Origin of the sequence: Mesorhizobium qingshengii, from assembly GCF_027563465.1 — a bacterium.
GTDB classification, from domain to species: Bacteria; Pseudomonadota; Alphaproteobacteria; order Rhizobiales; family Rhizobiaceae; genus Mesorhizobium; species Mesorhizobium qingshengii_A.
In genome coordinates, this window is sequence record NZ_JAPFQA010000010.1 from 128988 (window position 1) to 143153 (window position 14166).

The 14166-nt window shown below is 65.0% G+C and carries 13 protein-coding genes; 2 read left to right on the forward strand and 11 right to left on the reverse strand.

The annotated features are described in order from the left end of the window. Positions 1-43: 43 nt before the first annotated feature. Both OOJ09_RS21275 and OOJ09_RS21280 read right to left on the reverse strand, forming a co-directional pair. Positions 44-1051 (reverse strand): ABC transporter substrate-binding protein, encoded by a 1008-nt coding sequence (locus tag OOJ09_RS21275; RefSeq protein WP_269907080.1) that lies wholly within the window; start codon positions 1049-1051, stop codon positions 44-46. Between the two features lie 261 nt (positions 1052-1312). Next, positions 1313-1510 (reverse strand): hypothetical protein, encoded by a 198-nt coding sequence (locus OOJ09_RS21280; protein WP_269907081.1) that lies wholly within the window; start codon positions 1508-1510, stop codon positions 1313-1315. Positions 1511-1855: 345 nt separating this feature from the next. Between OOJ09_RS21280 and OOJ09_RS21285 the strand changes: the two genes are divergently transcribed. After that, positions 1856-1999, forward strand: coding sequence for a hypothetical protein (locus OOJ09_RS21285; RefSeq protein WP_269907082.1), 144 nt, complete (start codon positions 1856-1858; stop codon positions 1997-1999). A gap of 46 nt (positions 2000-2045) precedes the next feature. Here OOJ09_RS21285 and OOJ09_RS21290 read toward each other — a convergent pair whose 3' ends face one another. After that, positions 2046-2321 carry a hypothetical protein gene (locus OOJ09_RS21290; RefSeq protein WP_269907083.1) on the reverse strand — a complete coding sequence of 92 codons (276 nt, stop codon included), beginning with the start codon at positions 2319-2321 and terminating at the stop codon, positions 2046-2048. 214 nt (positions 2322-2535) lie between these two features. Here OOJ09_RS21290 and OOJ09_RS21295 point away from each other — a divergent pair, with 214 nt between their 5' ends. After that, on the forward strand, positions 2536-4563 hold the full coding sequence (locus tag OOJ09_RS21295; protein WP_269907084.1) for an amidase: 2028 nt from the start codon (positions 2536-2538) through the stop codon (positions 4561-4563). Between the two features lie 10 nt (positions 4564-4573). Here OOJ09_RS21295 and OOJ09_RS21300 read toward each other — a convergent pair whose 3' ends face one another. The 8 genes from OOJ09_RS21300 to OOJ09_RS21335 form a co-directional block, all read right to left on the reverse strand. Then, entirely contained in the window at positions 4574-4984 is a 411-nt protein-coding gene (locus tag OOJ09_RS21300) for a hypothetical protein (RefSeq protein ID WP_269907085.1), read from the reverse strand. Positions 4985-5055: 71 nt separating this feature from the next. Next, entirely contained in the window at positions 5056-5703 is a 648-nt protein-coding gene (locus OOJ09_RS21305) for a ThuA domain-containing protein (protein WP_269907086.1), read from the reverse strand. A 48-nt stretch (positions 5704-5751) separates the two neighbouring features. Beyond that, positions 5752-6774: an LLM class flavin-dependent oxidoreductase gene (locus tag OOJ09_RS21310; protein WP_269907087.1), complete on the reverse strand. Its 1023-nt coding sequence runs from the start codon at positions 6772-6774 to the stop codon at positions 5752-5754. 129 nt (positions 6775-6903) lie between these two features. Then, positions 6904-9594 carry a nitrate reductase gene (locus OOJ09_RS21315; protein WP_269907088.1) on the reverse strand — a complete coding sequence of 897 codons (2691 nt, stop codon included), beginning with the start codon at positions 9592-9594 and terminating at the stop codon, positions 6904-6906. A gap of 2 nt (positions 9595-9596) precedes the next feature. Then, positions 9597-9926 (reverse strand): nitrite reductase small subunit NirD, encoded by a 330-nt coding sequence (gene nirD / locus OOJ09_RS21320; RefSeq protein WP_269907089.1) that lies wholly within the window; start codon positions 9924-9926, stop codon positions 9597-9599. A 66-nt stretch (positions 9927-9992) separates the two neighbouring features. Beyond that, complete coding sequence (nirB, locus tag OOJ09_RS21325) at positions 9993-12443, reverse strand: nitrite reductase large subunit NirB (RefSeq protein ID WP_269907090.1); 2451 nt, start codon at positions 12441-12443, stop codon at positions 9993-9995. A gap of 20 nt (positions 12444-12463) precedes the next feature. After that, positions 12464-13765 carry an MFS transporter gene (locus OOJ09_RS21330; protein ID WP_269907091.1) on the reverse strand — a complete coding sequence of 434 codons (1302 nt, stop codon included), beginning with the start codon at positions 13763-13765 and terminating at the stop codon, positions 12464-12466. Positions 13766-13820: 55 nt separating this feature from the next. After that, entirely contained in the window at positions 13821-14018 is a 198-nt protein-coding gene (locus OOJ09_RS21335; protein ID WP_269907092.1) for a hypothetical protein, read from the reverse strand. Positions 14019-14166 lie beyond the last annotated feature (148 nt).

Consider the following 14166-nt stretch of genomic DNA (forward strand, 5'->3'; position numbering starts at 1 on the left):
GCGAGACTGCCGCCAGCCAGAACCGAATACAGTTGAAGGATTTCTAGTTCGAAGCCTTGGCGGCTTCCGCATATTGCGGGTCGGCGGCCGCGGCGTAGCTGTCCTTGATGGCGGTGATCTTGTGCTGGTCCTTCAGGAAGCCCGCGGTGTCCCTGAGGATTTTCGCAACGGCGCTCTTCTCACCACCGCCCAGCCATTTGTCGGACACCTGATCTTCGAGTGGCGGAACCACCGTCGTCTTCAGTTGCTCCGAATTCTCGGCCGCCGTGCCGCCCTGCAATTTGGCGATCGCCTTGGCGCTCTCGGAGTCCGGTCCCCAGGCGGCCGGGTCGCTCAGGTAGGCCGTGTTGTAGCCATCGATCAGCCGGACATACTGGCCAAGGAAGTCGGGATTGGCCTTGGCGAACGCGCCGGTCACGACCAGTGCGCTGAAGGTCGGAGCGCCACGGTCGGCGACCTGGCCGGCCGTGAGCAGAACCTTGCCGTTCTTCTTGAGTTCGGAAAGTGCCGGATCCCAGACGAAGGCCCCGTCGATGTCCCCGCGCTTCCAGGCCGCGACGATCTCGGGCTGCGGGATGGCGATGACCTGGGTTTCCTTCTCGGAGATGCCTTCCTGCTTGAGGACGGCGAGAAGCTGGTAGTGGTCCGTCGAGACCGGCGCGGCGGCGAGCTTCTTGCCCCGCAGGTCCGCGGGCGACTTGATATCGGGCCTCACCACCAGGGCCTCACCGTCGCGGGAGACCGACGAGATATAGAACGCCTTCACGTCGATGCCCTTGCTGACGGCCGCGGCGAACGGACTCGACCCGACATCGCCGATCTGGACGTCGCCGGATGCGATGGCGGCGAAAATGTCGGCGCCTGAATTGAAGCGGCGAAATTCGATGTCCCAGCCGGTTTTCTTGGCGAGATCGCCATTGGCGATACCAAGATTGTAGGGATTGGCGCCCGTCTGATAGGCGATGACGACTTTCTTGTCGTCGGCGTGCGCCGTAGCGAACGTTGCGGCTACGGCAAACCCGACAAGGGCGGCGGAAATCAGATTTCGCATGGCGACTTAATCCTTTGAACAGAGGGCACAGCCTCGATTGCCAGCCCTATCCGGGGGCCGTGGATTAAAGTCCACTTATCTTATAGACTTAGATAGCAATTGAATTCTGAAAACCGGCTCGCGCTTGAAAAAGAATTCGGCTTACAACGGGTTATCGCCGCAAGGATCAATCACACGCATCGATGGGCGCCGGTCGCGGATCGGTGTCCCTGGACCAAACGACATTCATGGATCGGCGTGAGCCATGAATTTCGATCGGCCCTAAAGGTCGAGAGCGACCGTCATGCCGCGAACCTCGGCCATTTCCAGCAGCAGGTCTTGCAGGCTTTCGTCCAGCAAGGCACCGGTCCGCGCCAGAAGCTCCGTGACGATCTCTCTCATCGATATGACAGGGGCGCCGGTTTTCTCGGCAAGCAGCCGTCCTATGGCCGCGCGGATCAGGTCGTCCTGACCAGACATTGTCTCACCTCCCAACGCTCCACATCCTCCTTGCTCCCGGCAAGGTTTTTGGCGCGGCGTCCGATGGTTCACGCAAGCAGGTCATCAAGGGGCGGCCGATCGTCTTCGTCCGCCCGCCGGCCGGTCACCACCGGCAGTGACGGCGGCAAAATCGAGAACGTGCTTGTTGGCTCCCCAGGACGCTCCATTGCAAACCACCCCCAAACGCCGATCCTCGCCAAGAAGTTCCCCCGGCGAGGCATTTTTCGCGCCGTGGTTGCAACGCACCGGCGCTGTCATGACCGGCGAGTCAGCCATGCCGTAATGGACAAGCAAATCATTGCGCATCAGTCCGGATATTGATGCATGTCAAATTTTTCCAAAACATGTGGAAATGCTGGCGGCGCCAACACCAGCATCACCTTCGGCCACGGCCATTGCGCTTCCCGCCGCGATCTGGCGCTGATGGCTGACATCATCGAGCGCATGAAGGAGAGCGGCCGGCGCTGAGCGCCGGCCTGGAAAACCGTTGTAGCGGCAGGCCCGAGACCGCGGTCTACTTCCCGCAGTGGTGATCGTTGATCTTGTTCAACGCGTTCGCGTCAGGGCCAACGCGATGGTAGGAGCACGCTCCTGCCGCGGTCGTGAACAGCTGCTGATCATAGTAGCGCGGGCCGCCGAACAGGAAGCCGATGAGGTCGTCATCGGCGGGGACGTAGCGTTCGGATTGGACCCGGTGGCCGTGATGCCGCTCGCCGGCGAGTGCCGAGGCGCAAAGGCTCGGGCCCATTGCGAAAGCGAGAGCCAGGATCGCAAAACGTTTCATCGTCATCTGGAATACCCTTCTGGCCATCCGGAATCACACCATACATCCAAAATCGCCAGCGCGACAAAAGTTCCCGACGGGGCAGTTTCGTGCGCCGCGCCAGGCTCGGCCGCAAGAACACCAGGTTGCAACAAAGACCGCCGACAAATCGCGATTGGCTCTTGCCGTCGGCGGCCGCCTCGCCCATCCATGACGCGCAAACGACAGCCTGGGACCAGCGATGACCGATGCCAGCCTTCACCTCGTCGAAGCGACGATCGAACAATTGCGCCGCGCGCTCGATGAGGGCACCGTCACCAGTGTCGAACTGGTCGGGGCGTATCTGCGGCGCATCGCGCATTTCGACCGCCACGGCATCAGCCTCAACGCTGTCCCCGTGCTCAACCCTGACATGTTCGAGGAGGCGGCCGCCTCCGACCAGCGGCGCCGCGACGGCGCTGTGCTCGGGCCGCTCGACGGCATCCCCTACACCGCCAAGGACAGCTACAAGGTGTCAGGCCTGACGGTGGCCGCCGGCTCGCCGGCCTTCGAGCGTCTCGTCGCCAATGAGGACGCCTTCACCATCGCCCGGCTGCGGGCCGGCGGCGCCGTGCTGATCGGCCTCACCAACATGCCGCCGATGGCCAATGGCGGCATGCAGCGCGGTGTCTATGGCCGCGCCGAAAGCCCCTACAATGGCGACTACCTGACCGCCGCCTTCGCGTCGGGCTCCTCCAATGGCTCCGGCACCGCAACGGCCGCCAGCTTCTGCGCCTTCGGGCTTGGCGAGGAAACCTGGTCGTCCGGCCGCGCCCCGGCCACCAACAACGCGCTGGTCGCCTACACGCCGTCGCGCGGCGTCATCTCGGTGCGCGGCAACTGGCCGCTGGTGCCGACCATGGATGTCGTGGTGCCGCACGCACGGACCATGCCCGACATGTTGGAGTTGCTCGACGTGATCGTCGCCGATGATCCGCGGACAAGAGGCGATTTCTGGCGCGCGCAGCCCTGGGTCGAGCTGCCGAAAAGTTCCGAGGTACGGCCGCCGCGCTACACCGGTCTCGCGCTGGCGGGGGCGCTCAGAGGTATGCGGCTCGGCGTGCCCAGGATGTATATCGGCCGCGACGCCGAGGCCGATCAGCCGATCGAAACCCGCGCTTCGGTGCTTGCCCTGTGGGAGCAGGCAGCGGCGGACCTCGAGCGGCTTGGCGCGGAGGTGGTGGAAGTCGATTTTCCCGTCGTCTCCAACTATGAGCGCGACCGCCCCGGCGCGCGCACCATGGTCGAGCGCGGGCTGGTGCCAGAAGAGTTCGCCGAGCGCGAAATCTGGGATCTCTGCATCTGGGGCTGGGACGATTTCCTGCGCGCCAATGCCGACCCGGCCCTTCCCGATCTCGCCTCGGTCGACGGCCCGAAGATCTTCCCGCGCCCGCCAGGCACGCTGCCCGACCGCTATGACGGCGGCTTCGACCTGGCGGAGTATGTCGAGCGGGCCAAATCCGGCGTCACGCCCGTCAGGGATATTCCAACGCTGGAGGACGGCCTGAAAGGGCTGGAAGCGACAAGGCGGATCGATTTCGAGGACTGGCTGGACATGCACCGGCTCGACGCCGTGGTGCTGCCGGCCGCCGCCGATGTCGGGCCGGCCGACGCCGATGTCAACGAGGCGTCGGCCGCACTGGCCTGGCGCAACGGCACCTGGGTCGCCAACGGCAATCTGGTCTGGCGCCATTTCGGCATCCCGACCGTCACCGTGCCGATGGGAACCATGGCCGACATCGGTATGCCGGTCGGCCTCACCTTTGCGGGCAAAGCCCACAGTGACGAAAGGCTGCTGCGCATGGCCGGCGATTACGAGCGCGCCACACGGCGCCGCACGAGCCCGCCACGCACGCCTGAACTGGCTGATGACGTATTTTCAGGTCGTCCCAGCCAAGCCGGCAATGGCAAGGCGCCACCGCTTGCGATCGCGCTTGCCGCCGAGACGCGCACTTTGGGCGACCGGGACGAGATCACCATCATGCTAGACCTGCCTGTCGGGTCAGTCGAAGCGGAGAACGCCAGCTTCAAGGTGCATATCAACGGAGAACCTGTCGCCATGCAACGGAGCGGTGCGCGCTTCAGTGGACGGGCGCTGGTTCCCGCAGCCGAGCATAGGCGGTTCCACAGTGTCTGGCGCGGCTCGTACGGCTCGATCGTGACGGCGGTGGTGAGGCTCGCCGACGGCCGCGTCGCCGGCGCCTATGTGATTGTGGGTGGGATTGGGTGAGTGACGGCCGCTAAGACGGCAGCGAAGCCAGCCATTCTTCCCAAAATTGCTGTTGTATGGCGACGAAAACCGGGATCACGTCGGGGCCGTCGTCAAATATGTCGACCAGGTCGGTTCCTTGAGGAAGTTGGCCCATCTTCACCTTGCAGGCCATCAATCCGCGACTCTTCTCCATCACGGTATTTTCGGGATATACATTGGCACTCGCGCCGTAACAAAAGGGCAGTAAGCCATCGATTTCGAGCTCCTGACGGATCTGGAACAGAGCCTCGAAAAAGTCTTCCTCGTCGGCTTTGATGACCTTATCGCGGTAGGCACATGCAAGGCTGCAGACAGCGCCGTCAACATGCAGTGTAAACACGGCTTCCTCGTCTCCGCCCGTGCCCCCTCCGACCAAAAATACAGTTCGCTGATGATCCATTCCACCCCCTTCGCCATTGCTGGAATGCGGACCGCTACCGCCCACTCGCCTTTGCAATTTGTGACCGAAGGCTAGCTCCGCGCCGCCCACACCAACCCGCGCTCGACAATCAGCGCCATTTCCGGCACCGCGAACTCATCGGCTGTGTGTCCAAGGGAACTGTAAAACACCTTCCCCAAACCATAACGCCGCTTCCAGACCACCGGCATCACCACGCCGCCAATGCCCGGGAAATGCGCGTCGCTGAAAGTCGTCGTCGCCAGCACCTCGTTGCTCGGATCGACATGCATGTAATATTGCTCCGACCGGTAGGCGAAATCGCCGATACCGCTGGTGATCGGATCGTCCGGTCTGCTGACGGCCACCGTGTAATCGATGATGTCGCCGGGATGCGCGACCCATTGGCCGCCGGTCATGAACTGATAGTCGGGCTCGTTGCGGAAGCTGTCGCCCATGGTGCCGTGAAAGCCGCCGAGCCCGGTTCCCTGGCGAACGGCAAGCGTCAGGTTCTGAAGTTCGGCCTTCTCGATCGTCGACATCGTGATCACGGGTACGATGAGATCGAAGGAAGCAAGCTCCGGGTCGGCGAACATCGCCGTGCCCTCGCCCAGCGTGACGTCGAATCCGTTACGTTCAAGCAGTGCGCGGATGACGTTGGCGCTGCGCTCGGGCGTATGGCCTTCCCAGCCACCCCAGGCGATCAAGGCTTTCTTCGGCATGCTGTACCTCCCTGGAGCTATCCGCCGTGATCGATCCGGCGATGAGCCTCAGCGCCAGCCCAGCGCTGGCGCGACATGGGTCAGGATCGCCTCGATGACATGCGCGTTGTAGTCGACGCCGAGCTGGTTGGGCACGGTGAGCAGCAGCGTATCGGCCTCGGCGATTGCCTCATCCTTCGCCAGTTCCGCGATCAGGACATCCGGTTCGGCGGCGTAGCTGCGCCCGAAGATCGCCCTGGTGTTCTCCTCGATAAAGCCGATCTGGTCGCGGCTCTCGTTGCCACGCCCGAAATAGGCGCGGTCGCGGTCGTCGACCAGTGCGAAGATGCTGCGGCTGACCGAGACGCGTGGCTCGCGCTCATGGCCGGCCGCCTTCCAGGCTTCGCGATAGATCCGGATCTGCTCGGCCTGCTGGATGTGGAACGGCTTGCCGCTCTCATCGAATTTGAGCGTCGAGCTCTGCAGGTTCATGCCCAGCTTCGCCGCCCACTCCGAAGTGGCGTTGGTGGCCGCGCCCCACCAGATCCGCTCGCGCAGGCCCTCCGAATGCGGCTCGAGCCGCAGCAGGCCTGGCGGATTGGGGAACATCGGCCGTGGATTGGGCTGTGCGAACCCCTCGCCCCGCAGCGTATCGAGGAAGACCTCGGCGTGATGCCGCGCCATGTCGGCGTCGCTTTGTCCTTCCTGTGGCGCGTAGCCGAAATAACGCCAGCCGTCGATCACCTGCTCGGGCGAGCCGCGGCTGATGCCAAGCTGCAGGCGACCGCCGGCGATGATATCGGCCGCGCCCGCGTCCTCGGCCATGTAGAGCGGATTCTCGTAACGCATGTCGATGACGGCGGTGCCGATCTCGATGCGGCTGGTCTTGGCGCCGACAGCCGCCAGCAACGGGAATGGCGAAGCGAGCTGGCGGGCAAAATGATGCACGCGGAAATAGGCGCCGTCCGCGCCCAGTTGCTCGGCGGCGACGGCGAGGTCGATGGACTGCAGCAGCGCGTCCGATGCCGACCGCGTCTGCGACTGTGACGAGGGCGTCCAGTGCCCGAATGAGAGGAAGCCGATTTTCTTCATGGAAATGCGATATAAGGATGCGGGCCAGGCTTCAATGCCAAAGCGATGACGGACCTGATGAGACCTTGTCATATCCACATTGCGATGTGACGAAATCCAGTGCCCCGAACGGGCACCTGGTCGGGTGCGTCACTCTGCCGCCTGAACTCGATTTGCCTGGATGATCGTCCGGATTTCGGCCCGGCAGGAGCCGCAATTGGTGCCGGCCTTCAGCGTGCCCCCGATGGCTTCGACGCTCGTGCAGCCCCCCGCCACGGCCGCCGCGATCTGGTTGGCGCCGACGCTGAAGCAGGAACACACGATCGCGCCGGCGTCCGGCCGATCGGCGCCGGCGCGGCCGGCGACGATGCGGAAGCGCTGGCGCTGGCCGGCATGGGTGACGTCGAGCTGTTCCGCCGCCCAGCCGCGCGACACGGCGACCGGGCCGGGCGCGACGAACAAGGCGCCGGACAATTGATCGCCGTCGAAAGCGGCGATGCGATGCTGGCCGGCGTCGCGGTCATGATAGGCGAGCGTGTCGCCCCCCGGCGGCGCGCCGAACAAGGACGCGGCGAAGCCGGCCCAGTCGATATCGTCATCGGCAAAGGCTAGCTCGACCCGCCAGCCGCCCCTGCAACGGGCGGCGGCCCAATAGGGGGCGGCAATCGACGCTGGCTTCTGGCGCGTCACGGCAAAGCCAAAGGCTTTCGCGGCAAACGTCTCGACGCGGGCCGCGACATGTTTCAGCGCCGGCTGGCCGGAAACCGGATCGGTCAGCGGCGCGGTGAGCGTGTCGAGCCGGCCCGTTGCGGCAAACTGGTCGGTCCAGTGCATCGGGGCAAACAGGCTGCCCTGGCGCTGGCGAGGCGTGACCAGCGCGCGCACCAGCACCTCGCCGCGCAGGCTGGATACACGCACGATGTCGGCGTCGCCGATACCTTGGCGCGCTGCATCCGCCGGATGGATCTCGACGAACGGCTCGGCGATGTGCTGGGACAGCCGCGGACTTTTGCCGGTCCGCGTCATGGTGTGCCAGTGGTCGCGGACACGGCCGGTGTTGAGGATCAGCGGGAAGTCCGGGCTGGTGCGGATTTCCGTGGTGGGGCGGATGGCGATGAAACGCGCCTTGCGGTCGGAGGTGTAGAAATTGCCGTCGGCGAAGAAGCGCGAGCTGGAAGAACCACCGGCCGCCTGAGCGCCCTCCGCTGGTTTCGGCGCTGGCCACTGGAAAGGCACCAGCGCGTCGTAATCTTCTCCATCGATTCCAGCATAAGCACCGATATCGAAATCCCGCGCGCCATCATTCTCGAAACCCGACAGCGCGGCGTGTTCGGCGAAGACCTCCGCCGGCGTCTCATGCGCGAACGCCGCGCCAAAACCCATCCGCTTGCCGACTTCGGCAATGATCCGCCAGTCCGGCCGCGCCTCGCCGGGCACGGCCAGGAAAACGCGCTGGCGCGAGATGCGCCGCTCCGAATTGGTGACGGTGCCGTCCTTCTCGCCCCAGGCGGCGGCGGGCAGCCTGACATGGGCGTGGCGAACGGTGTCGGTCCTGGCCAGCACGTCCGAGACCACGACGAACGGGCAGGCCTTGATCGCCGCTTCGACGGCATCGGCGTCCGGCATCGAATCGACCGGGTTGGTGGCCATGATCCACAGCGCCTTGATGCGCCCGTCGGCCACCGCCTGAAACATCTCGACCGCTTTCAGGCCGGGCTTCCGCGCAACGGCTGGCGCATTCCAGAAGCGCTGCACGCGGTCGCGGTGCTCTGGATTTTCGATCTCCATATGGGCGGCCAGCATGTTGGCCATGCCGCCGACCTCTCGGCCGCCCATGGCGTTGGGCTGGCCGGTCACCGAGAACGGCCCTGTCCCAGGCCTGCCGATGCGGCCGGTGGCGAGATGGCAGTTGATGATGGCGTTGACCTTGTCGGTGCCCGACGACGACTGGTTCACGCCCTGGCTGTAGACCGTCACCGTCTTGGGGGTTGCCGCAAACAGGCTGTAGAAGCGGCCAAGTTCGTCTTCGCTCAGCCCCGTGGCGGCGGCAACACCGGCAAGGTCGAGCGCCGAGGCGGCGAAGAGCGCCTGCCCGAAGCCGGTCGTGTGCGCGGTGATATAGGCGCGGTTGAGCGCATTGTGCTGGCCGAGCCAGGCGAGCAGGCCGGTGAACAGAGCGACGTCGCCATCCGGCGCGATCGCCAGATGCATGTCGGCGATGTCAGCCGTCATGGTGCGGCGCGGATCGACCAGCACGATCTTTATCTCCGGCCGCTTCTCCCGGGCAGCCGCGATGCGCTGGTAGAGCACCGGATGGCACCAGGCGAGGTTGGAGCCGACCAGCACGATCAGATCGGCGAGTTCGAGATCCTCGTAGGTGCCCGGCACCGTGTCGGAGCCGAAGGCGCGGCGGTGGCCGGCCACCGACGAGGCCATGCACAGGCGCGAATTGGTGTCGATGTTGGCCGAGCCGACAAACCCCTTCATCAGCTTGTTGGCGACATAGTAATCCTCGGTCAGCAGCTGACCCGACACGTAGAAGGCCACAGCGTCCGGGCCGTGTTCGGCGATGGTTTGCGAGAAGGTCGAGGCGACGAGGTCGAGCGCCTCGTTCCAGCCTGCGCGGCGACCGTGGATCTCCGGATGAAGCAGCCTGCCGTCGAGGTCGATGGTCTCGGCCAGCGCCGAGCCCTTGGAGCAGAGCCGGCCGAAATTGGCCGGGTGGTCGGGGTCGCCGCGGACGGACACTTGCCCGTCCGCAGCGACCTTCGCCAGCACGCCGCAGCCCACCCCGCAATAGGGGCAGGTGGTCCTCACCTCGCGTGCTTCTTCGATCTCCATGTTCAGGCCGCGCGGCAGGCCAGCGCTTCCAGCGCGATGAACAGACGCTCGCCTTCGATCCTGACAGGAATGGTGCGCACCGCGCCTTCGTCGGCGCCGAGCGCCCTGCCCGTTTCCAGCGAGATCACCCAATTGTGCAAGGGACAGGTCACCGCCGCGCCATGCACGATGCCCTGGCTGAGCGGCCCTCCCTTGTGCGGGCAATGGTCATCGATGGCATAGACCTGGTCGTCCTGGGTGCGGAAGACCGCGACCTTGCCTTCCGGCGTGGCGACGCAGCGCGCGCCGCGGCGCGGAATGTCGGAGAGGAAACCGATGGCGATCCAGTTCATATGCTCCATCCTTTTTTGCGCGTGTTCCTGACCGAAAACCGGTTTCCACTTTTCGGCAACACGCGACTACTCCGCCGCCTGCGCAAACCCGACCGAGGCCATCGGCCGGAATTCGTGCTTGTCCTTGCCGGAAACGCGTTCCGACCACGGGTCGACCTGAGCGAATTTCTGGCTGAAGACGAAGCGGTCGTAATAGGCCTTGCGTTTCTCTCCATCGTCCATGATCTGGCGCTTGATCTCCGGGATGCCGATGCGCTTGGCCCATTTGTAGATGCGCTCGAGATAGCGGCCCTGCTCGCGGTACATCTGCGTCAGCGCCACGATATGCTCCAGCGCCTCGTCTTCCGTCTTCACAAGGCCGAGCACTTCGGTGCCCTTGATGTCGAGGCCGGCGGCGCCGGCGAAGTGGATCTCGTAGCCAGAGTCGACGCAGATGACGCCGACATCCTTGCAGGTCGCCTCGGCGCAGTTCCTTGGACAGCCCGATACCGCCATCTTGACCTTGGCCGGGGTCCACGAGCCCCACATGAACTTCTCGATGCGGATGCCCAGTCCCGTCGAATCCTGCGTGCCGAAGCGGCACCAGTCGGAGCCGACGCAGGTCTTCACCGTGCGCAGGCCCTTGGCATAGGCATGGCCGGAGACGAAGCCGGCCTGGCCGAGATCGGCCCACACGGCCGGCAGGTCTTCCTTGCGGATGCCCAGCATGTCGATGCGCTGGCCGCCGGTGACCTTGACCATCGGGATCTCGAACTTGTCGACGACGTCGGCGATGGCGCGCAGTTCGGCGGCGTTGGTCACGCCACCCCACATGCGCGGCACCACCGAATACGTGCCGTCCTTCTGGATGTTGGCGTGGACGCGTTCGTTGATGAAGCGCGACTGGTAGTCGTCGGCGTAGTCGTCCGGCCAGTCGCAGACGAGATAGTAGTTGAGCGCCGGCCGGCATTTGGCGCAGCCGCAGGAGGTCTTCCATTCCAGTTCCTGCATGACCGCCGGAATGGTCTTCAGCCGCTTGGCCACGATCAGCCGGCGCACCTCGTCATGGCCGAGTGTGGTGCAGCCGCACATCGGCTGCACCGCCGCCGGGTTGTATTTGTCGCCGATGGTCAGCACCATCAGCTTCTCGACCAGTCCGGTGCAGGAACCGCAGGAGGCCGAGGCCTTGGTGTGGGCGCGCACGTCGTCGAGCGAGGTCAGGCCCTTGGCCGTGACCGCACCGGTGATCTTTCCCTTGCAAACGCCGTTGCAGCCGCAGATTTCCGCATCATCCGGCAAGGCTGCAACGGCCGCCATAGGGTCCAGCGGGGCACCTCCCTGGTAGGACTGGCCGAAGATGAGCGTGTCGCGCATTTCGGAAATGTCGGTCTGCTTCTTCTTGAGGTCGTTGAACCAGGCGCCGTCGGCCGTCTCGCCATAGAGTACCGTGCCGATGATGCGGTCGTCCTTCAGCACCAGCCGCTTGTAGACGCCGGCGGCGGCATCGCGCAGCACGATCTCCTGGCGGTCCTCGCCCTCGGCGAAATCGCCGAGCGAGAACAGGTCGATGCCGGTGACCTTGAGCTTGGTCGGCGTGTCCAGATGGACGAAGGCCGCCGCCTCGTTGCCGGCAAGCTGGCTGGCCGCGACACGCGCCATCTCGTAGAGCGGCGCGACGAGACCATAGACCTGGCCGTTGACCTCGGCGCATTCGCCCAGCGCGTAGATGTCGGGATCGTTGCTGCGCATGCCGGCGTCGACGACGATGCCGCGATTGACGGCGATGCCCGCTTGCTTGGCCAGCGCCGAATTCGGCCGGATGCCGACCGCCATGACCACCAGCGTCGCCGGGATGATGGTGCCGTCGGCAAGTTCCACCTGCCCGACCTTGCCGTTGCCGGTGATCGCCTGCGTGTTGGCCTTGGTGATCACCTTGATGCCGCGCTGCTCGACCGCGCGCTGCAGGAGATAGCCGGCGGCCGGATCGAGCTGGCGCTCCATCAGCGTCGGCATGACATGCAGTACGGTGACGTCCATGCCCTGCGCATTCAGCCCCGCCGCCGCCTCCAGCCCGAGCAGGCCGCCGCCGATGACCACGGCCTTGGCCCGTGACTGGGCGGCGAGCATCATCGCCTGCACGTCGTCGAGATCGCGATAGGTCAGCACGCCCGGCAGATCATGGCCGGGCACCGGAATGATGAACGGCACCGAGCCGGTGGCGATGACCAGCTTGTCGTAGGGCTCGGTGACGCCGTGATCGGAGGTGACGGTCTTGGCCTCCCGGTCGATGGCGATGATCTTGTGGCCCTTGTAGAGGGTGATGCCGTGCTTGATGTACCAGCCGTCGCCATGGATGATGATTTCCTCGTAGGCCTTTTCGCCCGACAGCACTGGCGACAGCATGATGCGGTCGTAATTGACGCGCGGTTCGGCGTTGAAGATGGTGACGGTGTAGCGCCCCGGCGCCTGCTCCAGCAGGTGCTCCAGCATGCGCCCTGGCGCCATGCCGTTGCCGATGATGACGAGTTTCTCGGTCATGGTGCTGATCTGCTCCAGTCTCACTCTGCGGCGTAGGAAAGGGCTGGAGCTTCGGCGGCTGCAGCGCGCTCCATGCGCCTGATGGAGAAATGCATCCAGGCAAGGCAGGCGACGACGATCACGAAGAGCAGCATGAAGCAGCTCGACCAGACACCGGTGAGGTCGTTAAGCGCGCCGAAGGCGATCGGAAGGATGAAGCCGCCGAGCCCGCCGATCATGCCCACGACGCCTCCGACCGCGCCGACACTCTGCGGGTAGTAGGCGGGGATGTGCTTGTAGACCGCGGCCTTGCCGAGGCTCATGAAGAAGCCGAGCACGCAGGCAACGGCGATGAAGGCGAGCGGGCCGATCTCGAAATGGAAGGCGATCGGCCCGCTGATGCCGCGCACGACGTAGTCTGCCGAGGGGAGGGACAGAACGAGAGTCGCGACGGCACTGACGGCGAAGGTCGAATAGAGCACGGTACGGGCGCCGATGCGGTCGGAAAGCACGCCGCCATAGGCGCGGAAGACGCTTGCGGGAATTGAATAGGCCGCGCCGATCATGCCGGCGGTCGCAAGCCCGAAGCCGTAGACGCCGATCAGGTAGCGCGGCAACCACAGCGACAGCGCGACGAACGCGCCGAACGCGAAGAAATAGTAGAAGGCGAAGCGCCAGACCTGCGGGTTCTTGAGCGGCGTGAATTCCTGCCAGAAGCTTCTCGCGGGTGCTGCCTTGCCGGCACGGCGCTCGCGAATGACCGGATCGTCGCCGGTGGTGAACCAGAAGATGGCAGCCATGACGACGAGTGCGGCCGCCCAGATCAGCGCCACCGACTGCCAGCCCCAGGAGAGAAGCACGAACGGCGCCAGGAACTTGGTGACCGCGGCCCCGACATTGCCGGCACCGAAGATGCCGAGGGCCGTGCCCTGCCGGTCGGCGGGGAAAAAGCGCGAGACATAGGACACGCCGACGGCGAAGGAACCGCCGGCGAGCCCCACGCCGAGCGCGGCGATCAGCATCTGCCCGTAGGTGTGCGCAAAAGCGAGCAGGAAGGTCGCGACCGCCGCCGCAAGCATGGTCGCGGTGTAGACCAGCCGCCCGCCATAGCGGTCGGTCCAGACGCCGAGCACCATGCGCACGAGAGAGCCGGTGAGGATCGGCGTGCCGAGGAGCAGGCCGAACTCCGTCTCGTTCAACCCAAGCTCCTGTTTTATGCGTACGCCAATGATCGAAAAGATCGTCCACACCGCGAAGCAGACGGTGAAGGCGATGGTGGACATCACGAGCGCCCGCCGGGGAGCATTGTCCTGGCTGGGCGCGGCTGCGAGATTTGCGGTCATTGTCGGCTCCGGTCTGCGGCGTGGGAGGCGCCGCTTTGTCTGTTCGTTGCGGTTATCAGCGGCGCTGCGTCGGGGAGCTGGATGAAACCGAGCTTCGCGCCGTCACTTCAGGACCCTTGCCGTCAGTCTTGGCGCCGGCGGGGTGGAGCAGGAGCGCGGCGGTGAACAGCGCCGCCGTCAGCGCGCTGCTCGCCAGAAAATCGCGGTGTGTGAAATCCTTGAGGGTGGTGGCAGTTCCGATCTGTATTGTCATCGTCGTCTCCGCTTGGCGCTGCCTGGGACCAGCGCCGTCGATTGCGTATCGGCCAAAACAAAAAAGCCGCCGGCCAGGTCTCGCGCGTCCGTCCATCCGGGATCGCGTGTTGACCTGAGCGGCAGCTTTGCCTGAGGGCGCCCGCCAT